Below are 22,391 nucleotides of genomic sequence, written 5' to 3'. Positions count from 1 at the left end.
GAGCCTGAAGATATCCCCAATGATTATCGGGTGAGCCTATAAAATACCTATAACTCGAAGCTAGCGGTACTATCAATACTTTTGTGTCAAAGAGGAAGCTTGATTCAGATCTTATGCTTTGATAGGTTTACATTATTTTAATGTACGCCTGTACATTATATATAGTTAAAAACCTTGATGTTTGACAATCTTTTATGGGATAGAAACGACTAGTTTAAACGATCGTTTAGACTAGTCGTTTTCGAGTAAAACAAGGGTGCTAAACGACGGGATGGACTTTAATTAACACTATTATTAATATTAAATTTTGAATTTATGAACAAAAGGATTTTTACCTTGTTAACAGCTGGTTTACTGCTAGGTGGACCTGCTTTTAATGCTGCGTATGCCGCTACTGATCTTACGGCTAAGACCGTAATTTCCTATAGCGAGAATAAGACGGCTCTTGCTAATGGAATGAGCTTTTATCTAGGTGCGTCTGAGAATGAATTGTTGAAGGTTACAGATGTTCTTACGACAAAGGACAAAAAGAAGGTTATTTCTTTTGGTGATGCTGATGGTAATGCAACTACAGGAGTCGTATTTACTATCCGTAATTATTCATCTAACTCTTTTGAGTTGTGGGCTAATGTTGGTGGTGTGGCTTATCAAGTAGTTACCGGTAAAGACGGTAATGCGTTGACTGCCGCTACCGACAAGAATCTTTCTGAGTTGAATGCTAAGTTCGCTGTATCAGAGGGCAAGTTGAAATTCTCAGGTTTGTATACAGTAACTGTACCTACAAAAGAAGTAAAGACTGGCTTGAAAGCATTCTCTTGCTCAGAGGGTATTGATGCCGCTTATTTGAATGACTATAATTCAAATGGCACAACATTGTCATTCGATTATACAACGAATGAACTGGTTGGAAATTTGTTTGATAAGGTTGTTCCCGTATCATTTACGGATGAGGTTGCGGCAACTCAACCTTCTGATGAGAATAAGTTGGCTGCCGGTACTTATTTCGTGAAAGGTGATTCGAAGAAAGTTAAGGCATTTGTTAGTGCGGTAAATGCAGAGACTCCAGATAATGACGCAATCTTGACAGCGGCTCAAGAAATTACATTCTTAGCTTTAGATCCCTCTAATCGTTATGACATCAATGGTAAGCAAGACAATGAGGGATATGCTTTGTATTGGATGAAGGGATCGGTTGCTACGGCCAACGCTGACTCTTGCTCTAACGCAAACTTTACGATTACGGCGAAAGACGTATTGAATGAGGATGGTAAATTGACGTTGACTGTTGATTATAAGAAAAAAGATCAAACAACAGCCGCGACGAAGGTTTACGTAGCTGCTGTTAAGCCATCTGTTTCTGATACGAAAACTTATGTTACTTCTGTTCTAATGTCAGGAACGAAATATTCCGCTATCCATCCTCAACTAGGTGAAAACTCTTACCTTGACGCTTCAGTATTGTTGAAGAAGAACATTGAGAATGTGGTTAATATCTACTTCACTAGCTCAACCAAGAGTGAGAATGATGAGGCTGATTCACAAACTGAGTACCATAAGTATTTGACAATAGATCCTGCTGATGGTTCAAGCTTAAGTGTCGCCGCTTATAATAGCGTAGATTTCACTATGCCGGTATCACAATGGATCGTTTCTGGCTTCAACGGCAAATATGAATTTACATTGACAAACCGTGAGACTGGTGATGATTTAGTATTACGTTTACAACCTAATGGCGCTGAAGGTGGCTATAAGGTAGTTAACGCTAAGTACAACGGCACTGATGTAACAATCGCCGCAAATAAGGGTGTAACAACAGCGTTAGCTTTAGCAAACAATACTTCCGTTAAGTTCAACACGATCGCTACGACTCGTACGGACGGATATAAGGTATTCACGGATACTCAGATCGCAGAAGGCTTTAAGATGACATTCAATGGTAAGGACGCGTTATTTGGAGAGAAAGCTCTTTACGCTATTGATGACAATGCTACTAAAACAATGAAGGCTTCAACCAAAGAGGAGAATTTAATTGTTCTTTATCCGGAAAGAATAAAGGGAGCGAAAGATCATTCTACTAAATCTCTGCAAGGTGTTGAGGATTATGTGATAAGCACAAATGCTTTCGCTTATTTGAATGATAAGGGAGAGGTTGTCATGAAGGCTGATGGCGATACATTGGTTGTTCCGACTTATGTTTTACGCTATACGGAAGCCAAAGGTGATGATGCTAAATATCTTGGCGCTGCCGCATCTAGAGATAAGGCTGCTGATGCCGCTACAGAGTTCGCTGTTGTTAAGAATGCCGCTGGCGCTTATTCTTTAGTTGCGGTGAGCGCTGTAACAGACGGTAAGCTTAGCTATGATGGCTCAACTGGTAGTAGTGCAAAAATGGCTAGCGTAAATACTACTTCTATGGCTATTACTTATGCGGCCAATCGTTACCAATCTGCTGATGATATTAATAAGACTTACGCTAACGTTGAGGTTTTGGACGCTAATCCGTTCAACCCGTCATTGGCCGCTAAACCTCGTCACGCTTCTTTCGACAATATGTTAGGTTCTATCAATTATCAGTTGAATAAGAATGGCTTCAACGAGGGCATCTTGTCCGCTGAAAGCATGATCTTCTGGTTGGATACAGCGGATAGCAAGGCTAAGACTCCGTCATTCTATATCTCTAAGGGTATTGAGGTGGCTGAAGGTGAAGAAAAACCGGCTGAAAGAATGTTCATGTTCAATCCGACAGATTCTTTGCATTATTTCGTGGAAGGTTCTGCTCAGGAATATACGGACGAGAAATATTATTTGGAAGGTTCAGGCAAGTCTGAGACGAAGGTTATTTTCCGCCCGGCTATCCTTACGGGGGTTGATACAATCACTACTACCGTGAAAGGTGAGACCGTTAAGGTTGTTAAGGAGCTTAACGATGACAAGAGCGTGAAATCAACAGATCGATTGGATGCGTTCAAGTTTAATATCACACTTGCGGAGGGAGATGATGAATATTTCGTTTCTTCTCAAAGAAAGGTCAAAGAGGGTGATGTTTATAAGACAGCTTATGTATATGCTTTGAATGGTATGTTAGGTTTAACAACAAATCCAGAAAAGGCAATGGTCTTCACGCTTGGCACAGAGGTTCCGACAGCCAACGAATCTATCGACGCAAAAGAATCTTCTATCGTAGTTGTAGCCGGTAACGGTGTCGTAACTATCCAAGGTGCCGCAGGCGAGACTGCTTACGTTCGTACTGTATTAGGCCAGACAGTTGCTGAGACAGTTCTTACTTCCGACAACGCTACTATCGCCGCTCCTGCTGGTGTAGTATTCGTAACGGTAGGTAACGAGACCGTGAAAGTAGCTGTAAAATAAGGATATTCAATAAAGGAATAATGAAATAAGATAATCAACAATTCCCGTGAGGGTTTCGATCCCAAGTAATCCGTGACGGATGAACAGGCGGGAGTTGGATTAATATTAATACTAAAGTAATAAATTAAGAGGTCCGTAAGTACCTCCGTGAGGATGGAGTACGGATAAAGAAACAAGTCTCCGGCAGGCGTAAGCTTTGCTGGGGACTTCGTATTTTGCGACCTTATTTATGTGTAACTAATGAAAAAAGAACTGTCTAATAACGTGAAAGATGGGGCCTTTTTGTATTTTTGCGGAAATTAGGAGTAATAGTAGTATCAAAAATAAGCTCAAACAATTAATGTCAAACTCAAAAATCTCAGCGGCCGCATTTGCGGACACAAAACCTCATTATGACCTTCTTGATGGATTGAGAGGTGTCGCAGCGTTAATGGTTATATTTTATCATGTATTCGAAGCCTTTGCTACGAGTCCCATTGATCAACAATTTAATCACGGTTATTTAGCCGTTGATTTCTTCTTTATCCTGTCCGGGTTCGTGATTGGTTATGCTTATGACGACCGGTGGAAAACCATGACAACAAAGGATTTTATCAAACGTCGATTGATCCGTTTGCATCCGATGGTTGTCCTTGGAGCCGTTTTGGGAGTTATCGCGTTTTATATACAAGGGTGTGAGAAGTGGGATGGTACGCATGTCTCTATATCCATGGTGATGCTAGCTTTGCTTATCAACCTTTTTTTGATACCGGCTGTACCCGGTTCCGGGCCTGAGATCCGTGGAAATGGTGAGATGTTTCCTTTGAATGGTCCTAGTTGGTCTTTGTTCTTCGAGTATATCGGAAATATTATGTATGCTTTGTTTATTCGTCGGATGTCAACGAAGGCGCTTACGGCACTTATTGTCTTGGCGGGAATCGGATTGGCTTCGTTCGCTATATTCAATTTTTCCGGTGCGGGGCACCTAGGTGTGGGGTGGACGATGGAAGAGTACAATTTGATCGGTGGCTTTTTACGAGTGTTATTTTCTTTCTCGATGGGATTGTTGATGTCGCGCGTTTTTAAGCCCATTCATGTCAAAGGTGCTTTTTGGATCTGTAGCCTGGCGATCGTCGTTTTACTCTCCATGCCCTATGTCGGTAATGGTGAGACCTTATGGATGAACGGTATCTATGATTCCGTATGCGCGATCCTGATATTCCCTATGCTTGTTTATCTGGGGGCTTCCGGGAAGACAACCGATAAGCATTCCGCCCGTATTTGTAAATTCTTGGGAGATATCTCTTATCCTTTGTATATGGTACATTACCCTCTTATATACTTGTATTTTGGGTGGGTGAAGAAGGAGAACCTTACATTTGCCGAGGCATGGCCGGAGGCATTGGCCTTGGTTCTCGGAAGTATTGCGCTGGCTTATATCAGTTTGAGGATATACGACGAGCCTGTCCGCAGGTACCTGACCAAACGTTTCTTGCGGGTACGTAAATAAGCCCGATTGGATAGCCTATAGACTTGCCCCAGTACTTCGTAAGGAGTACTGGAATACTTTGATGAAAGTACCGAAGTACTTCCTACGTGGTACTGGAGTACTCCCGCCGGGAGTACTGGGCTGACTGTCGGGGGTGTCTCGCTGTTTTATCAATCTTTATCCGCTATACGATCTAAGAGGATAGACACATGTCTGCCGTCCATCAAGCCATGATGAGCCGTTACGGAGATAGGGAGCATCCGATGTCCGTTCTGCTCGATCAGCTTTCCGGTGGAGATGCGGGTAGCGGAATCGCCTGTACGGAAAGAGGAAGCGTGTTTCATCTCCGTGAAGGCGATCCATGGGACCGGGGAGAAACGGACTAGGTCTTGCCGGTCAGATTCCCTATCTTTGCAAAGGCCTGTGAGAGCTTGCACACGTTCGATCTCTTTCTGTGCGTTTTGAAGGAACAGTTGCCTGTCCGGTGTATATTCGAAGAAGCCGAAGCCGAATGTTCCGTCTTCTCGCCCAATCGTTGTTCCCACGTGGATTCGGTCGAAGCAGACAGGGATGTTGTCGATGATCCGGTACCGGAACTCTTCCACCTCATTAACGGCTGTCATAATCTTATGTAAGGAGTAGAGGAAAAAAGAGGCATGATCCGCTTTCGCCTCTTTATAGATGGAGGTCACGTCTATCTGGGTGGTCAGTCCAAAGAAAGGGTCGTCCATAGAACCGAAAAACAGGAAATGTTCTTTCCGGTTCCAATGCTCTAGGTCAATAGGATGCTTCATGATTCTTTATTTGTTGGGTTTACTATTTTGTGGAAAGCGATGCGTTCCGTACCATTCGCGATGTAAATGATACCGCATTGCTTGAAGCCATGCTTTTTCAATAAGTTTTGCATGACAATATTATCCCGGTGTGTATCGATACGGATATTATCGCAATGAGCGAATGCCCATTTTAGACATTCGGTCGAGATCCCCTTTTGCTTACCGTTGGAGGCCATGCGATGGATCACGGCATAAGGTTCATCGTTCAGCCATTCGCCTTCATAGATCTTTAGGTAAGTAGGGTCGATTCCCTCGATGTAACAAAAGGTCCCCACTAACTCGCCCTGCTCATTTTCGCATACGAAACTATGGCTGGCCTTGATCTCGTTGGAGATCAATTCCTCGGAAGGATATCCATTGATCCATTGATTGCCGTTGCCATGCTCTTGCATGAATCTGCGTGCATAATCGTACATAGCCATTACCTCGGCCAGATCTTCTTGTCGTGTTCGTCTGATATTCATGATCGGTAGAAAAAGTTATCCCGCAAAAGTAGTATATTATTGTTATCTTTGCGAATCTAGTCGAAAAATATATAAACCAATTAAATCAAAATATCATGGAACCATTAAAAATTGCTACCGTGCAGTTCGAGACACGGGATAACGATAAAGTGTATAATCTTTCTATCATCCGGGAGATGTGCCGGAAAGCGTCGGTAGAGGGAGCGGATGTAGTGGCTTTTCACGAATGCTCGGTTTGTGGATATACGTTTGCCAAGGACTTGTCTCGCGAGGAATTGTTGGCTATTGCCGAACCGATCCCCACGGGGGAGAGTACGCAAGCCTTGATCGCCATCGCCAAAGAGTTTGGCGTCACGCTACTGGCCGGATTCTTTGAGCGGCATGGGGATCGTATCTATAAAGCGCAAGTTTGCGTGGATGGCAATGGCTTGAAGGCAAAGTACCGCAAGCTACATCCGTTTATTAATCCGAATATCTTGCCGGGCGATCAATATGTGGTTTTTGAGATCAAGGGATGGAAATGTGGCATATTGATTTGCTACGATAATAATATCATAGAGAATGTCCGTGCCACGGCCTTATTAGGGGCGGATATCATTTTCATGCCTCACGTGACGATGTGTACCCCTTCCCCTCGCCCCGGGGCTGGTTTGATAAATCCTATGTTATGGGAGAACCGGGCAAACGACCCGACTTCCTTGCGACAGGAGTTCGATGGCCTGAAGGGACGTGCTTGGCTTATGAAATGGCTTCCCGCTAGGGCGTACGACAATGCGGTATATGTGGTATTCTCCAATCCGATCGGGCGTGATTATAATGAGATCAAGAACGGTTGCTCGATGATTCTGGATCCTTTCGGCGATATCGTGGCGGAATGCCGTAAACTGGGTGATGATTTCGTGATCGCTACGGCTATCCCTGAGAAATTGAGACAGGCTGGAGGATATCGTTACCGAAATGCCCGTCGTCCGGAACTTTATGCGGATATTATCGGCCAACCGCATGAGTCCAATCAAAAGGTAGCATGGTTAACAGAAACAACAAATAGCAAATAAATAGTATGCAACAAACAACAATCTCTAAGTCACCTCGTGTAGAGGTGGTGGATGCGCTACGTGGATTCGCTGTCTTGGCAATCTTATTAGTGCATAATGTGGAACATTTTATCTATCCGGTCTATCCGGACCCGGCTACGCTGCCGGGATGGTTGAACGTATTGAATGAAGGCGTGTTTACGGTGGTATTCGCTTTGTTTGCCGGGAAATCGTATTCTATCTTTGCCTTGTTATTTGGTTTTACCTTTTATATACAGTATTCGAACCAGCAGGCGAAGGGAAAAGACTTCGGTTACCGCTTCCTTTGGAGATTACTGCTGTTGACGATCTTCGCTACGTTGAACGCCGCTTTTTATCCGGCAGGCGATGTTTTGCTGCTGTATGCGATCGTGGGCGTTGTTTTGTTTATCGTGCGTAAATGGAGCGATAAGGCTGTCTTGATAACGGCTATTATCTTTTTATTGCAGCCGGTGGAGTGGTATCATTATATCGCTAGCCTGTTTAATCCGGATTACCAATTACCCAATTTAGGAGTAGGGGAGATGTACTCAGAGATGGCGGAGCATACCAAGCGGGGGGATTTATGGAATTTCATCTGGCAGAACGTGACGTTAGGACAAAAGGCTAGTTTGCTCTGGGCTGTTGGTGCCGGCCGGTATGTACAGACCTGCGGGTTGTTTATGCTGGGAATGTTGATCGGGCGCAGGAAGCTATTTATCTCCTCGGAGGAGAATTCCCGTTTTTGGATAAAGACTTTGATAATTACCGCAATTGCTTTCGGTCCTTTATACCAACTGAAAGTATTGTTGATGGATACGGCGGATAGCGCTATCGTGCGTCAGACAGCCGGGGTCGTCCTTGATATGTGGCAGAAATTCGCTTTCACGTTTGTATTGGTCTCCTCTTTCGTGTTACTGTACCAATGGGAGGGCTTTAGGCGTTTCACTTCCGTCTTGCGCTCGTATGGGAAGATGAGTTTGACGAATTACGTGTCGCAATCCTTTTTCGGTGCGTTGATCTATTTCCCGATCGGCTTGAATTTGGCTCCTTACTGCGGTTATACGGTCAGTATGTTCATCGGTATCGTCTTTTTCTTCTTGCAAGTACGCTTCTGTAAATGGTGGGCAGAAAGACATAAACATGGGCCGTTGGAAGGTATTTGGCATAAATGGACATGGGTAGGTTCTAAGTAGAAATATGTAAGAGAGCCTAATCTATGGCAAGGCAGAGACGAGGTTCTCTTTCCTATCATAGATTAGGCTCTCTTAGCTATCATAGATTCTACTCTATGACAGGCATATGTGCTTCTTTTTATCTTCTGCGTCGTACACTGCGCACAGGGGCAGATTTCTCTGCTTTCGGCGCTTTTACTTTAGCAGCTTTCTCTGGAGCGGCCTCCTTGGTGGAGCCTTTGTCTTTCCGGGCACTTCTCTTGGCTGCTTTCTTCGCGGCTTTGCTGTCTACCGCTACTTGAGTCGTATCCGGTTGATACCAGAGTGATTTCTCAAAGCTGGTTAATTGACCTTCGATACGAGCTTGCTCGTTCTTTAAGGAATCCGGTGTCGGGCAATACGCCTGCAATGGCAGATTCATCAAGTTTTGGGTCTTGATGATATCCCCCTCGAACATCCGGCGACGGAAATAGTCATCCATCGTAAAAGTCATGGCGTTATTCATATTAGACGTCATGATGTATGAATTGCTGATATACGGACGTATGTTCTCGTAAGGCAGCCAGAACATAGGCATGGTTGTCTCTCCCATATCACCTGTAGAGGTAAGGATCGGGCAAATCGCCAATATCTTGACATCAAAAGCGGAATTATTCTGGTCGAAATACCATGCTTCTTTTACATAGTAAGACCGCACGTCGGCTGCAGGTATATCGCTTTCATTGATTACGAAAGTCGGTTCCTCACCCGCTCTCCCCGGTATCTCCTCATAAAGGATGTAGAAGCGATCCAGCAAATCCTTGAAGTTGATCAAATGGGCTTCGTCAAATTCCTCGTATCCGTCCAGATACTCATAAGCCTTGATCTTGTTCTCACCTAAAAGCTGGAAGATTACGGAGAAAAGATTCATCTGTCCGTTCATCGGGCGGGTCGGGTAATAAAGCGGAGCGTTCTGCTCTTTCATCAAGTCCACCTGCCGGTAGATAATACGCATCCAGCGAGCGTTCCCGATCTCTTGCGTCAAACGCTCGTTCATATCTTGGGCCCGTACGGTCAGTTCGGGTAAACCGGTATCTTTCTTATCGTTTCTTTCCCCACGGCTGGCTTGAGGCGAACGGCGACGCGTTTGTTGTTGCTGCGTAGCTTCGTTCTCAACTTCTTCTTGCGCATGAAGAGGCATCGCTGTTAAAAAAGTGGCGGCCAAAGCGGCTATGTAATACAGATGTTTCATACTGCGAATCTTAATTTACGATTACTTCGATAGTCGGTATGGTACGTTCGATACCGTCCGGACCTTTCGCAACTACACGGGTGATATAAAAACGTTTACCCTTACTTAAATTGCGGATATAGTTTTTCTGACGTTGCGAGAAGTTGGTTCCTTCGGCCACTTCCGGGATAGCGTTACCCATGGAGTCGAAGAAAGTCAGCTCAAAACGTAATACCGTATATTTTACATTTAGCAAATCATCGTCGATAGCGGCCAGAATACCGTCAGCCTCTACCAAACTACGTTTGGCGATCATACCTCCCTTGAACTTACGGACGTTACCGTTTTGATCCTTATACTCGATATAAGGTAGGGGATCGGGGAGGGCACGCACGCGGAAGGTAGTCTTTGCCATCTCTATGTTCCGGCCATCCGCCATGCGAGCGTTGACCGTGATCACGGCTTCCGTCCCTACTTTAGACGGGCGGGCTTCCCAACCATCCTTGCTGCGGGTTAATGTGCCGTTCGTCATGGTAGCTGTCACATTACCGCTCGGTACACCCGGGACGGCGATACGCATCGGGTTGGCGATACCGGCATATAATACGTTCATCAATGTCGGTGCCACGGTAGCTGTCGGCTCGGTCACGAAATACTCGCTCTCGAAATCCCGGCGCATGATGCTGCCGTCGCTATTCGGCATCTCGATATAACCTTTGATCGGGAATGTCCCGGCAGCTCCGGTATTCACCGTGAAGACTCCTTTATTCTCGTAAGGTAATTCTTTTCCGTTTACATAGATCGTAGGACGTTTCGTAGAGTCTACCGCCGATAATACGATATTCGCCTTGTACTGGCTTCCTCGCATTACGATCTGGCTTTCCGGTATTACTTGCGCCGTGATCTGGTTCACGCGGTAATCGCCAACGTCTACGCTATTCAATAAGTTCGATAAGACCTCACCTTCGGCGTAGCGAACGTCACTTTGCATTTTTGTTAACAGGGTAACAGCCGCCGCTACCGGCATATTCTCGAACAAAGCCTCTTCCCAAGTACGGGTATTGATCCCCGCTTTATGAGGGGGAGTCGTGCTTAGGTTCGCCTCCAATACGGCAGTCTTCGCCGAATCTTCGATAAAGCCGCCCATCCAGATACGGTACTTATCAATTTCCGCTCTCAGCTTTTTACCTTCTCCGCTTACAGGAGAGAGCATTACACGGGAGGCGGCTTCCAAATCATCCTTATGCTCGATGCTGTTTACGTTGGCATTCTCGCCATCAGCTACCTTAGCGATACGGATCTTTAAATCTTGTATATACGTATAGAGGCTATCTGAGGCTCTTTTCACCTCACGGGCCTTCAATGCCCACTCACCCACTTTCTGGGGATTCTCTTGGTAATAAGCTTCCATCTCGTCCGCTACAATCTTGTTTCGGCGGGAGGAGTTATCGATAGAGGTTCGCAAGCTACCTTCCACCAACTCAAAACCATCCAGCACCTCCGACGACACGTTCAGTGCCATCATGGCGATGAACACCAGATACATCAGGTTGATCATCCGCTGACGGGGAGAATTGGGATTATTTGATATTCCTGCCATATTTCTTTACTTCATTGGGTTGTTTGTATACGGAGCCTGTTGTTGCTGTTGGTAACCATAGGGTTGCTGATATTGCTGTTGGTAACCGGGCTGTTGTGGCTGCTGATACATCGGTTGTTGAGGTTGTTGTTGCGGCTGCGCCGGTTGTTGGTAGCCCATATTCACGGTCATCGCTTGCAATAAACGACTGTATACTTGGTTCAATTCGGCCAGTTGGCGAGTCATCTTTTCCGTCTCGTTACGGAATACGGAACTATCTACCACCGATCCGTCATACATCTCACGGATACGATTCAAGCCACTATTGATGTGTTCGATAGATTCGATCTGCGAACTGATACTCTTCAACTGGATCTCATAGATGGTATTCAATCCGGATACATTACGGTTCAATTGTTCCATCTGGTGTACGTAACCACGGGAGTTTTGGTTGATGCCATCGGAATTATCCGTGATACTCTTATAAGAGTTCAACAGTGTATCGGATACGTTCGTAAGCGAATTAGTCACTTGGCTGAAACGCTCCATGTTCTCAGACATGCCAGATAATTGCTCCAGATATTTTTGGGTAGCTTCCGTCAATTCCGCCATCTTGGAAATTTGCTCGGCCGCTCCGCTTAATTTCTTGATGCTCTCGGATAAGTTCTTGGTATCTTCTTCCGTCACGTCCAGATTACCTGCGATATTCAAGGAACCACCTCTTTGCGCGTTCGCCTTAGACGCTGCCGAACCGATATTTATTCCCCCGGCTATCTCATCGTCTTCTACATTATCCGTAGAATTGATCATGGTTGAGATCGGCGTACCGGTGAAATCCGGACGATCCATCGGGTTCTTTGATTTCAATACGGGGAAAACATCTTCCCAATGATACTCCTTGTTCGGATGCTCGAACGCCGAGATAAAGAATACGATAGACTCGGTGATCATCGCCACGAACAGGATTTGGTTAGCGTATGGTATATGTAATAACTTAAATAACGCACCGAGGATTACGATGGACGCACCCCAACTATACAGGAAGTTCAATACTCGTTTTCCTCTTTCGCTGGAGAGGAACATCTCCAGTCTGTTTTTATATCTTCTATATTTTCCCATCGTCGTATTATTGTCTTAAATGATTCAAAACTTTAAATTTATAATTCCCGCTTATTTCTTTCCCTTGGAGCGAGAGAATCCTATTTGGGTACGTGCGCAACGGAAACCGATGTAAGAACGGCTCTCGTTCTGGAACTCGAAAGTACGCATGTCCGAACGGATAAATTGTGAGACATCTTTCCAAGAACCTCCTCGCACTACTTTCTTTTTCATGGCGTAGGGATCGTTCTTGGCGGCGTTGTAACGCAGATCCGGGTTCATGTCGCTCATTTGGCTCGGGCCAGACTCGGAGTAAGACGTTGAGGTCCATTCCGCCACGTTTCCTGCCATATCGTATAACCCGAACTCATTCGGGGCGAAAGAGCCTACACGAGACGTAATCAAATGGCCATCCTCCGTATAATTACCTTTACCCGGCTTGAAGTTACCCAAGAAACAGCCTTTGCTGTCTTGAAGCTCGTCGGTAGACCAAGGGAACTTATTCTCGTTCTTACCTGTACGGGCGGCATATTCCCATTCTCCTTCGGACGGAAGACGGAATGGCTCTACCAATTGTCCCGGTGGCAAGCTCAAGGATTCTTTGTATAAATTCGTACGCCATACGCAGAAGGCAGTCGCTTGTTCCCAAGAAACACCGACTACGGGATAATCATCGTAACCCGGATGAGAGAAATACATACGGGTATATGGCTCGTTGTACGCATTCTTGAAATCGTTCACCCAGCAATTCTCGTCCGGGTAGATATTGACGATACGGGTATTCAAGAAATCCCATTCGCTGCTTAACGGGCGGGTGATCGTCTCGTTGATTACACGTCCTTCATCATCGATGTAAGCGGTGTCCTTGGAGATCATGACTACCTCGTTCGGATCTACCTGAATATCCGTATTACGAACCCGGTCCGCCGGGTTCAATTGATTCTTGCGGAGGGCGGCGGCGGTATAGTCGTACCACTCGTATTTATAGATCATTTGTTTAGGGTCCAAACCTTTCTCTCCGGTAACGGGATTCGTGTAATAGACACTTTCTATCGCACGTTGCTCATCCTCGTTCGCCCGTCTCCAAGGAATCGGACGGTTCCAGTCCAAATGCGGAGTGACAGGCTCCCCGTAACGGTCTTCCGTGATCTTGAACAGATCGTTGCCTCCATAAGCCGGGTCCGCCAAGCGTTCACGGATAATAGAGTCTCTCACATAATAAACGAACTGGCGATATTTGGCGTTCGTTACCTCTGTCTGATCCATCCAGAACGCGTCGAAAGAGACCCCTTTCGTCTCCGGCATGATTCCCCACAAGGAATCCTTGTCGGCGGGACCCATCTCGAACGAACCTCTTTTAACCAAGACCATTCCATACGGCGCTGGTTCATTGAACGCTACCGATCTGACACCTGTCACCTCACCGCCGGCACTCCGGAGAGATTTACCGCAGGAGGTAAGCAAGGCTACCGTTACAAGTACTAATAATACTTTTTTCATATACTATAATATACGTACACTTTTATGTCTATTTTTCCCTGTCTTCGTCTTGTTCAGCTTTAAGGCATACTTGACACATAGCTCGTGGCTACCGCTACTTGCCCGGCCTAGGGCCGTGGTCGGGAAATCAAAGGCGTAACCCGCATGGAAACGACCTAGCTTTACGCCGAACATGATGCCCACCGATTCATTCACCCGATAGGAAAAACCACCATTAAACATCTTATTATATTCCAGCCTAGCGGTAATATCCGCATGAAAACTTTGCATGTCTGTCAGCAAGAACACCGAGGGCTGTAATTCTATCAACGGATTCTTTAATTGAATATTGTATCCACCCATTAAATTAAGTGAACGACCTATATAGGTATAGGCGTTCTCGTCCAGTTGAAGCTCCGGTTGGGTGATATGCGTCATGCCAAACCCGGCGTAAAACCGTTTATGGGTATAGTAAATACCGAAGTTCATATCCAACCCCATGCCGCTGACCTGCTCTACAGGAATGGCGGCGTCGGTCTCTTGATGGTATTCGGACTCAACCTTTATCACCTTGGTTCCGTCGAACGATTGGTTGACTAAGCCGATTTGCAGACCGCCGCTCAAGACTCCCCCGAATAATTTATACTTATAGGCGTATTGCGCCCCTACATGCGTATTCTGGAAAAGCCCGATTGCCTCGGTAAATACAACCAATCCGACACCGTGATTCGTCTTGCCTAAAGTGAGTGGCATATCCGCGGTAATGAAGAACGACTTGGGTGCCCCATGTACGCCGATCATTTCCAAGCGGGCGAGAGCCAATATATTCAAGTCCTCCGTAGCTCCGGCCACGGCCGGGTTATAATACGGTTTCGCCATGAAGTATTGACTTAAGCGTGCATCATATTGCGCCCGTACGATTCCCGCACAAGTACACAAAAGGATCAAGATCGAAAGAAGACGTCTTCTCATTTAAACATTCACTTCACGTTGTAACTACAAACGCAGCAAATCCGGATAAATTGTATTTTCACAAAAAAACAACGAGGCAGGGGAACTCGATCGTCCGCCACCTCGTTCTTCTATTTCTTAATTTTCAATTTTCAATTCTCAATTGAACTAGTATTCTTCCTCGTTAAAGAAGAAGTCTTCTTTACTTGGATAATCCGGCCAGATGTCTTCCATGCATTCGTAAATCTCGCCTTCATCTTCCATTTCCTGCAAATTCTCAATCACTTCTAATGGCGCACCAGAACGTTGTGCATAGTCAATAAGTTCATCCTTAGTCGCAGGCCAGGGTGCGTCTTCCAATTTTGAAGCTAACTCTAATGTCCAATACATAGCTGTCAAGTATTAATAACCGCCGAAGCGATTTGGTTCTCTATTTTTCCGCGAAAATATGACTTTATTTATTATACGCAAGTATAATCCCAAATAATTTCTTTACCGTTATTATTTATGCATTCTTTTCGTGCCAGAACGAAGAAATAATCCGATAAACGGTTCATAAATATCAATACAGGCTCCTCAACGGGGCAATTCTCGGCCAAGCGATAGATTTGTCGCTCGGCACGACGGCAAACGGTGCGGCAAACGTGTGCGAGGGCGGCCGAGCGGCATCCTCCCGGTAGGATGAACGCATGCATTTTCGGCAGCTCGTTATCCAGACGGTCTATCTCCCGCTCGATACGCTCGATGCTCTCGGGCGTTACCTTGCTCTCGATTTTCAATTCCGTGGTCGCTTGATCCGTGGCTAGGTAAGAACCGATCGTGAATAGCTTATGCTGGATGAATGATAAGAAATCAGTATCTTTCTCATCATTCAAGGCCGTGATTAATAATCCGATAAAGGAGTTCAGCTCATCTACGGTGCCATAGCTCTCGATCCGATCGTGCGCTTTCGACACGCGTTGTCCACCTACCAGTGAAGTGGTTCCTTTATCGCCTGTTCTGGTATAGATAATACTCTTCTTCATATCTGACTTGTTTTGAATCCTAAAAATAAACAATATAATCTCGTTTGTGCAATTTCTTGTTGAACAAGACAATCCCTAGCGAGTAAAGATCTAAGGTGACCGTCACTTCCGGACATGCGCAGATCTCTTCCCAAAGTTCACGCATCTTACGGCTCGCCTTGATTCCCTCAAAAACGAATACCGTGTCGTTGTGCGCATATCTCATACATTCATTAAACAGCCAGAGGTTGTTATGTTGTTCATATAAAGTGTTGAAAAAAACAAAATCTAAGCTATTTATGTCATTTAAGGCTTGGGGAAGCAAGTCCTTATAATTACCGATACGCAAATCGATGGGATTACGTCCCTCTTTAGCGAATGCTTGACGGGCGATCGTGGCGAATTCCGGTACATTTTCCAAGGCGATACATCTCAATCCCGTGGCATAGGAGGTTAGATATAAGGTAGACAACCCCATCGTGGTTCCTATCTGGAGGATATTCTTGGACTTGAAATAGTTTGCCAAACGGAATAATAAGGCGCCATGCTTGGGCCGGATGGATTCCCGTTTTACGATCTCGCTGATGGAACGGGTCTTTCGTTTCCCTTTGTTCTGCCGGTCTGGATAGGTGATCTCTCCTTCCTTGAATAATAACTGCTTACGTAAAAGCTCTATATCATAGAAACTATAATAAGAGCATTTTTCCTCGATGACCTTCGTGATGAGGTTAAAAACGAAAGGCGAATGTACTCCGAATCCTTTACGGTAACGGATGCTGCGGTACAAGAGCGATCCTTTTCGTAATGTATTAACCTTTGGTAGTATTTGCATTTCTTTTTGTCATTGGGCAATGAGACCTTGCCATTTACCGCGAACTTACATAAAAAAACGCAATTAGCATAAGCCTCTAGTCATTAAACGGGGTTATAATGACTTGTGCCATGCGGATGGCACACCCGTGCCATAACGGTGGCACCAGCGTGCCATCGCAGTGGCACAGTCGTGCCATAGGCGTGGCATTGGCCTTTATCCTAGAAACTGGCTTTCTCCGGCTCGGGGCGGATATAGGTTAATATCTGTCCGCTTAACTGAAGCAGCGAGATCTCACAGATCTTGGTGGAGTATTCCGCCACGGAAAGACGCTCCTCCGCTTCCAGCAGACTGTTTTGTGCCTCACGCAATTCGATACCAGACAACTCGCCGAGTTTATAGCGGTCGATGGCAATCCGGTAGTTCTCTTGGGCGGCTACGAGGTTCTCTTTCTCTAGGCTCCATAGGTCGAGGTTGTTTTTATAGGCCATCCAGAAGTTGCTCATGTCCGCACGCAGGGCAAGTTCCAGTTCTTGGATGCGCAATTGCTGGTTCTCGATTTGGATGCGGGCGTTGCGTTGCTCACGTTTCCGGTTGAAACCGTCGAAGAGGCTCATACCGATGGTCACGCCGTAATTAAGCCCCAGCCGTTGTTGGAGGTCGTAATTGCCTACTTCCGTCCAGTTTGCCGTGTAGCCGTAGCCTGCGTTTAGCTTGACATAGGGATAATAGCGGCTTTTTACCTTTTTATAATCAAGCTGAGACAACGTCTGGTTCTTTTGGGCGATCAGGAGCGAGGCGTTGGCTTCGAGGGTATTCTTCCATAGATCTACCTCGTCGAGGAACGGGTTCGGGTAGATCAAGGAGTCCTTGATCTGGATTTCCTCCTCCACATTATTTAATGCCATTAACTCGTTCAGGCGGATACGGGAGGTATGCACGACCTCCAATTGGTTTAATACCTTGGAGCTATCCGAGTTGAAGTCCACTTGAGCCTGTTGCAAGTCCAGACGGGACATGGAGCCGATATAATACCGTTCTTCCACGATCCGTAAACGCTCCTTGGAAAGATCCAAGGTGGAACGGAGGTTACGCAAACGGATTTTCTGCCGGATCAGGTTGTAGTACTCGCTGGAAAGGTTGGCTACGAAATCCTCGATGGTCATGCGGGTGTTCAATTCCCCCATTCGCTGTAATTCTTTCAAGCGAGAGTATTCGGCTTGGATACCGAAACCGTCGAAAACCGTCCAGTTAACGTTTAGTCCGACGTTGCCCGTCTCGCTGTTTATACCATTCGCCTTCTCGATCGATCCGTCTTGCAGGCTGTTACGGTTGTTATTGATATTTCCGCTGAATCCACCGCTCATATCTACGGTAGGCAGATAACCGGCGTTTCCCGGGGTGGCGTTATTGTCGCTGATCTGTTGCTCGTTACGAATGATACGGATGGAGTAGTTCTGCTCTAATCCGGTTTCGATACACCGTTTCAGATCGAATAGTTGCTGCGCCTCCGCCATAAAGAGGGAAGAGAAGGCCAATAGTAATGTATATAGGTACTTATTCATGTGTTTATTTATTATTCAGTAATGTTCTTTTTTCGGTTGGTGGATATAAACGAATACATGGCCGGTACGATAAACAGGGTCAAGAAGGTCGATACCAACATTCCGCCTACTACCGCTACACCCATGGCGATACGCCCTTGGGCACCCTCGCCCGTAGCGTATACCAATGGCACCAAACCGAGGATGGTGGATACGCTAGTCATCAAGATCGGGCGCAGACGCTGGGTCGCGGACGAGCGGATCGCTTCCGGCAAACTAAGTCCCGACTCTTGCCGCTGATTGGCGAACTCTACGATCAAGATACCGTTCTTCGCCACCAAACCAATCAACATAATGATACCGATCTGGCTGAATATATTCATCGTGATACCCGAATAGCTCATGAACATCAGCGCACCGGCGATAGCCAAAGGTACGGTGAACATCACTACCAACGGATCCTTGAAACTCTCGAACTGGGCGGCCAACACCAAATAAATCATCAGCAAGGCCAAGATCATGGCGAACATCAAACTGGAAGAACTCTCACGGAACTCTTTCGACTCGCCGGAAAGAGCGGTGCGGAAGCTACCATCCAGCACCTCCGAGGCGATACGGTCCATCTCGTCCAGGCCATCGCCGATCGTGTATCCTTTATTCAATCCACTGGAAACCGTCGCTGATACGAAACGGTTATAGCGATACAATTGGGGCGGCGCCACGTTTTCCGTAACCTTAACCAAGTTATCCAACTGGATCATTTCCCCATTGTTACTACGTACATAGATCGATTTTAAATCGACAGGGGTATTTCGTTGCTGGCGGTTGATCTCGCCCAATATCTGGTATTGCTTACCATTCATATAGAAGTAGCCCATACGCTGTCCGCTCAACGCATATTGCAAGGTCTGGGCGATGTTGCGGGTGCTGACGCCCAATAAGGAAGCCTTATCCCGGTCGATCTCGATACGTGCCTCCGGCTTGGTGAAGCGCAAGTTCACGTCCGCCATCTGGAAGACCGGGCTCTCGTTCACCTTTTGCATAAACGTGGGCAGGAACTCTTGCAGTTTATCCAAGGTCGGGGCCTGCAATACGTATTGGATAGGCATACCGCCCCGGCGTCCGCCGAAGGTGGATTGCTGTTGTACGAAGGCGCGGGCCAAGGTCTCTTTGCGGACTTCTTTCGACAAGGTCTCGGCGATCTCCATTTGCGAGCGTTCCCGTTCCTTGATATCGCTTAATATGAGGTTTAGCGAACCTCCTCCTTCCCACGAGCGGGTCATGATGGATTGCTTCTCGGGAGCGATGGAGTCGGCTATTTGCTCGATACGGTCCGCGTAGTCGCGGATAAACTCGAAGGTAGCCCCTTCCGGCCCGCGCATATTCACGGAGATCATGGAACGGTCCTCCAAAGGCGATAACTCGGAACGAATGTTCTTCCAGAAGTACCCGATCGATCCGAAAAGAAGGATAACGATAGGGATCGACCATATCTTATGGTTCAAGAATGCGTTCAACGACTTGGCGTAGATCGTGTTCAATCCCTCGAAGAACGGCTCGGTCTTCCGATAGAACCAGTTTTTCTTCTCTCTCCTCTTCAATAGCTTGGTAGCCAACATCGGTGTAAACGTAAGGGCCACGAACGAGGAGATAGCGACCGAACCGGCGATCACGATACTGAACTCCTTGAATAAGCGCCCCGTCATACCTTCCATAAACACGATCGGCAAGAATACGGAGATCAGGGTGATCGTGGTAGATACCACGGCGAAGAAGATCTCTTTCGATCCTTCGATACCCGCCTCTTTCGGTGACATGCCTTGCTCGATGCGTACATATATATTCTCCGCCACCACGATCGCGTCGTCTACCACCAGACCGACCGAGAGCACGACCGCCAACATCGTCAATACGTTGACGGAGAATCCGGAGATATACATCACGAAGAAAGCTCCTACCAACGATACGGGGATAACGACGACAGGAACCAGCGTGACCCGCCAGTCGCGGAGGAACAAGAAGATAATCAATACGACCAAGAGGAAAGCCTCGTAGATCGTCTGTTGTACCTCGCCGATAGAGGCCCGGATAAAGCGGGTGTTGTCATACATCATCTCGATCGTGACATCTTCCGGCAGGTCTTTTTGTAATTGCTCGATACGCTTGTAGGCTTCGTCGGCGATCTCGATATGGTTGGCTCCCGGTTGGGGGATGATAACGGTCATAACCATTGGCTCGCCGTTCTTCTTCAGTAAGCTCCGCAAGTCCTCGGGAGCTACCTCCGCACGTCCGACATCGCTGAAGCGTACGATATTGTTGTTGTCTTCCTTGATGATTAAATCGTTGAACTCCTTGGCGGTATGCATCAATCCTAAGGTACGGATAGATAAGGAGATCGTATTACCCTCGATACTACCGGAGGGAAGTTCCACGTTCTCGTTATCGACAGCGTTTTTCACGTCCATCGGGGTCACTCCGTAACCTGCCATCTTGATCGGGTCCAGCCATAGGCGCATGGAATATCGTTTTTGTCCCCAGATATCCACGCCACTCACGTTCTCGATGGTCTGCAAACGCTCTTTCACCGTTAGCTCGGCGATCTCGCTCAACTCCATCAACGAGCGTTTGTTACTTCGGATGGCGATCTGCATGATCGGGGAGGCGTCGGCGTCCGCTTTCGATACCGTAGGTGGGTCGCAGTCGCGGGGAAGGTAGCGTTGGGCACGAGATACCTTATCACGTACATCGTTCGCCGCCGTTTCCATATCCACGGACAACTCAAACTCTACCGTGATGCGGCTGCTGCCTTGGCTACTCACGCTACTCAATGAACGGATACCCGGGATACCGTTGATATTCTGCTCCAACGGCTCGGTGATCTGGTTCATGATCACGTCTGCGTTCGCTCCGGGATAAGATACATTGACCGAGATAATCGGCTGGTCTACGCTCGGGAACTCCCGGACGCCAAGGAACCGGTAACCGATAAAGCCGAACAGGAGGATGACCAGCATCATCACTGTCGAGAGTACGGGCCGGTTTATACTGGTTTCTGAAATATTTGCCATCGTTCTTCTCCTTATTCAGTCAAGTTATCAATAGAAACTTTCATGCCGGTACGTAACTGCATCACGCCGGACGTGATCAGCGTATCGCCCACATTCAACCCTTGCAATACCTGTACACGGCTCTCGGTTCGTATACCGATCGTGATCTCTTGAGGCTCGGCCACGCCGTTCTTATATAAGTAAACGATGTCTTTTCCCATCTCGGGGATAACGGCCTCGCTGGGGATGGCTAAAGCGTCCTTGATCTCCCGCTTGCTGATCTCGACGGAGGTATAACGGCCGGGTAAGATATTCTCGCCCGGATTCGGGTAAGTGGCACGTACTTTCAAGGTACGGGTCGCCATGTCGACCTTGCTTTCCACAGCGTAAACGGTCGCCTTATAGTTCTGCATCATACCGTTTTTCTCCATGCGGAACAGGATCGGGGTTCCGTCTTGTACCTCGGCCGCGTAGCTCTCGGGAATGGAGAACTCGATTTTCAACGGGGATATCTTGGTCAACTTCGCGATTACGGAAGAGGAGGAAGTAACGTACGCGCCCTCACTCACGGAGCGAAGTCCGATGATCCCGTCGAAAGGAGCCCGAAGCTCTGTCTGGGCGATATTCGCTTTGACTAGCTCGATATCCGCCATTAGCTTCTCATATTCGGTGGCTACTTGCTCGTAGGCTTCTTGGCTGACGGCGTCTTTCTCCAGCAAGGTGCGTTGGCGATAGACACGATCCTTGGCTAAAGGAACTTGGGCTTCCAGCTTCTTTAGCTGGGCTTGCAGCGGCTTGTCATTGATTTTAGCCAACAGATCGCCCGCCTTTACGTGGCTACCTTCCGTGAAATAGATGGCTACCACCTTACCGGAAGACTCGAAAGCCAAATCCACCTCTTCGTCCGGAAGGGTACTTCCGGTACTCATGATCTTATCGGTTAATGATTGGTATTTCAATACCTCGGCGTTGATGTTAAGTGTCTGGTTTCGCAGGCTCGTGCCCGATGTGGGTACGACGGAAGCGGCATCTTGGGATGCCTTGAACTTGTTTTTCAATTGAGGGTAAGCGATCATTCCCGCTATCATTAATAAGATAGCCGCCGTAACTCCCCATTTCGCTCTCTTTGTCATCATGTTCTCGTATGGTATTTACTGATAATTTACACTCGTTACTCCAAAATATATAACTAAACGCAAGTTTAGACTCTCCTTTCGTAAAAAGGTTTAATCAAAGATATTATTTTTTTGAGAGATGAATCCCCGATTGGGAAGAACGGGAAAAATAAGGGAATTAAAACGAAT

17 protein-coding genes are annotated in these 22,391 nt (G+C 46.8%); 4 read left to right on the top strand and 13 right to left on the bottom strand.

Annotation, left to right across the window (positions count from 1 at the left end; translation table 11 throughout):
* Positions 1 to 315 precede the first annotated feature (315 nt).
* Together CI959_RS06215 and CI959_RS06210 are read left to right on the top strand one after the other, a co-directional pair.
* Complete coding sequence (locus tag CI959_RS06215) at positions 316 to 3,369, top strand: DUF6383 domain-containing protein (RefSeq protein WP_008779102.1); 3,054 nt, start codon at positions 316 to 318, stop codon at positions 3,367 to 3,369.
* A gap of 340 nt (positions 3,370 to 3,709) precedes the next feature.
* Positions 3,710 to 4,858, top strand: coding sequence for an acyltransferase (locus CI959_RS06210; protein ID WP_057316275.1), 1,149 nt, complete (start codon positions 3,710 to 3,712; stop codon positions 4,856 to 4,858).
* A 149-nt stretch (positions 4,859 to 5,007) separates the two neighbouring features.
* On the opposite strand, the gene CI959_RS06205 is transcribed toward CI959_RS06210, so the two are convergent.
* Together CI959_RS06205 and CI959_RS06200 are read right to left on the bottom strand one after the other, a co-directional pair.
* Complete coding sequence (locus tag CI959_RS06205; protein WP_036618767.1) at positions 5,008 to 5,631, bottom strand: chloramphenicol acetyltransferase; 624 nt, start codon at positions 5,629 to 5,631, stop codon at positions 5,008 to 5,010.
* Positions 5,628 to 6,137, bottom strand: a complete 510-nt coding sequence (locus CI959_RS06200; RefSeq protein WP_008779105.1) for a GNAT family N-acetyltransferase — start codon at positions 6,135 to 6,137, stop codon at positions 5,628 to 5,630. Before CI959_RS06200 ends, CI959_RS06205 begins: the two co-directional genes overlap by 4 nt.
* 95 nt (positions 6,138 to 6,232) lie before the next feature.
* Here CI959_RS06200 and CI959_RS06195 point away from each other — a divergent pair, with 95 nt between their 5' ends.
* Positions 6,233 to 7,192, top strand: coding sequence for a nitrilase family protein (locus CI959_RS06195; RefSeq protein WP_057316277.1), 960 nt, complete (start codon positions 6,233 to 6,235; stop codon positions 7,190 to 7,192).
* Between the two features lie 5 nt (positions 7,193 to 7,197).
* Positions 7,198 to 8,385 carry a DUF418 domain-containing protein gene (locus CI959_RS06190; RefSeq protein WP_009275272.1) on the top strand — a complete coding sequence of 396 codons (1,188 nt, stop codon included), beginning with the start codon at positions 7,198 to 7,200 and terminating at the stop codon, positions 8,383 to 8,385.
* Between the two features lie 118 nt (positions 8,386 to 8,503).
* Here the strand turns inward: CI959_RS06190 and gldN are convergent, their stop codons facing one another.
* The 11 genes from gldN to CI959_RS06135 all read right to left on the bottom strand — a co-directional run bounded on the left by gldN (position 8,504) and on the right by CI959_RS06135 (position 22,220).
* Positions 8,504 to 9,595, bottom strand: a complete 1,092-nt coding sequence (gene gldN, locus CI959_RS06185) for a gliding motility protein GldN (RefSeq protein ID WP_009275273.1) — start codon at positions 9,593 to 9,595, stop codon at positions 8,504 to 8,506.
* Positions 9,596 to 9,605: 10 nt separating this feature from the next.
* Entirely contained in the window at positions 9,606 to 11,174 is a 1,569-nt protein-coding gene (gene gldM / locus CI959_RS06180) for a gliding motility protein GldM (protein ID WP_005859860.1), read from the bottom strand.
* A gap of 6 nt (positions 11,175 to 11,180) precedes the next feature.
* Entirely contained in the window at positions 11,181 to 12,272 is a 1,092-nt protein-coding gene (gldL, locus tag CI959_RS06175) for a gliding motility protein GldL (protein WP_008777735.1), read from the bottom strand.
* Between the two features lie 51 nt (positions 12,273 to 12,323).
* Positions 12,324 to 13,751 (bottom strand): SUMF1/EgtB/PvdO family nonheme iron enzyme, encoded by a 1,428-nt coding sequence (locus tag CI959_RS06170; RefSeq protein ID WP_005863265.1) that lies wholly within the window; start codon positions 13,749 to 13,751, stop codon positions 12,324 to 12,326.
* Positions 13,752 to 13,754: 3 nt separating this feature from the next.
* Entirely contained in the window at positions 13,755 to 14,702 is a 948-nt protein-coding gene (locus CI959_RS06165; protein ID WP_008772936.1) for a type IX secretion system membrane protein PorP/SprF, read from the bottom strand.
* A gap of 147 nt (positions 14,703 to 14,849) precedes the next feature.
* Positions 14,850 to 15,071 (bottom strand): DUF2795 domain-containing protein, encoded by a 222-nt coding sequence (locus CI959_RS06160; RefSeq protein ID WP_005633363.1) that lies wholly within the window; start codon positions 15,069 to 15,071, stop codon positions 14,850 to 14,852.
* A gap of 71 nt (positions 15,072 to 15,142) precedes the next feature.
* Positions 15,143 to 15,706 (bottom strand): cob(I)yrinic acid a,c-diamide adenosyltransferase, encoded by a 564-nt coding sequence (locus CI959_RS06155; protein ID WP_005859850.1) that lies wholly within the window; start codon positions 15,704 to 15,706, stop codon positions 15,143 to 15,145.
* A 19-nt stretch (positions 15,707 to 15,725) separates the two neighbouring features.
* Complete coding sequence (locus CI959_RS06150) at positions 15,726 to 16,517, bottom strand: O-methyltransferase (RefSeq protein WP_057316279.1); 792 nt, start codon at positions 16,515 to 16,517, stop codon at positions 15,726 to 15,728.
* Positions 16,518 to 16,717: 200 nt separating this feature from the next.
* Positions 16,718 to 18,061, bottom strand: coding sequence for a TolC family protein (locus CI959_RS06145; RefSeq protein WP_005859846.1), 1,344 nt, complete (start codon positions 18,059 to 18,061; stop codon positions 16,718 to 16,720).
* 11 nt (positions 18,062 to 18,072) lie between these two features.
* Entirely contained in the window at positions 18,073 to 21,108 is a 3,036-nt protein-coding gene (locus tag CI959_RS06140) for an efflux RND transporter permease subunit (RefSeq protein ID WP_005859844.1), read from the bottom strand.
* A gap of 11 nt (positions 21,109 to 21,119) precedes the next feature.
* Positions 21,120 to 22,220, bottom strand: coding sequence for an efflux RND transporter periplasmic adaptor subunit (locus tag CI959_RS06135; RefSeq protein WP_034526630.1), 1,101 nt, complete (start codon positions 22,218 to 22,220; stop codon positions 21,120 to 21,122).
* Positions 22,221 to 22,391 lie beyond the last annotated feature (171 nt).

The sequence above is a fragment of the Parabacteroides sp. AT13 genome (assembly GCF_002272965.1).
Lineage (GTDB): Bacteria > Bacteroidota > Bacteroidia > Bacteroidales > Tannerellaceae > Parabacteroides > Parabacteroides distasonis.
The sequence above is the reverse complement of the archived record's forward strand: the minus strand, read 5'-3'. Positions and strand labels throughout refer to the sequence as shown.

Bases quoted from the DNA above. Each gene is read 5' to 3' on its own strand.
- CI959_RS06200 (WP_008779105.1), bottom strand. From the start codon at position 6,137: ATGAATATCAGACGAACACGACAAGAAGATCTGGCCGAGGTAATGGCT.
- CI959_RS06210 (WP_057316275.1), top strand. From the start codon at position 3,710: ATGTCAAACTCAAAAATCTCAGCGGCCGCATTTGCGGACACAAAACCT.
- CI959_RS06190 (WP_009275272.1), top strand. From the start codon at position 7,198: ATGCAACAAACAACAATCTCTAAGTCACCTCGTGTAGAGGTGGTGGAT.
- CI959_RS06170 (WP_005863265.1), bottom strand. From the start codon at position 13,751: ATGAAAAAAGTATTATTAGTACTTGTAACGGTAGCCTTGCTTACCTCC.
- CI959_RS06155 (WP_005859850.1), bottom strand. From the start codon at position 15,706: ATGAAGAAGAGTATTATCTATACCAGAACAGGCGATAAAGGAACCACT.
- CI959_RS06165 (WP_008772936.1), bottom strand. From the start codon at position 14,702: ATGAGAAGACGTCTTCTTTCGATCTTGATCCTTTTGTGTACTTGTGCG.
- CI959_RS06150 (WP_057316279.1), bottom strand. From the start codon at position 16,517: ATGCAAATACTACCAAAGGTTAATACATTACGAAAAGGATCGCTCTTG.
- gldM (WP_005859860.1), bottom strand. From the start codon at position 11,174: ATGGCAGGAATATCAAATAATCCCAATTCTCCCCGTCAGCGGATGATC.
- CI959_RS06145 (WP_005859846.1), bottom strand. From the start codon at position 18,061: ATGAATAAGTACCTATATACATTACTATTGGCCTTCTCTTCCCTCTTT.
- gldN (WP_009275273.1), bottom strand. From the start codon at position 9,595: ATGAAACATCTGTATTACATAGCCGCTTTGGCCGCCACTTTTTTAACA.
- CI959_RS06135 (WP_034526630.1), bottom strand. From the start codon at position 22,220: ATGACAAAGAGAGCGAAATGGGGAGTTACGGCGGCTATCTTATTAATG.
- CI959_RS06195 (WP_057316277.1), top strand. From the start codon at position 6,233: ATGGAACCATTAAAAATTGCTACCGTGCAGTTCGAGACACGGGATAAC.
- CI959_RS06160 (WP_005633363.1), bottom strand. From the start codon at position 15,071: ATGTATTGGACATTAGAGTTAGCTTCAAAATTGGAAGACGCACCCTGG.
- CI959_RS06140 (WP_005859844.1), bottom strand. From the start codon at position 21,108: ATGGCAAATATTTCAGAAACCAGTATAAACCGGCCCGTACTCTCGACA.
- CI959_RS06215 (WP_008779102.1), top strand. From the start codon at position 316: ATGAACAAAAGGATTTTTACCTTGTTAACAGCTGGTTTACTGCTAGGT.
- gldL (WP_008777735.1), bottom strand. From the start codon at position 12,272: ATGGGAAAATATAGAAGATATAAAAACAGACTGGAGATGTTCCTCTCC.
- CI959_RS06205 (WP_036618767.1), bottom strand. From the start codon at position 5,631: ATGAAGCATCCTATTGACCTAGAGCATTGGAACCGGAAAGAACATTTC.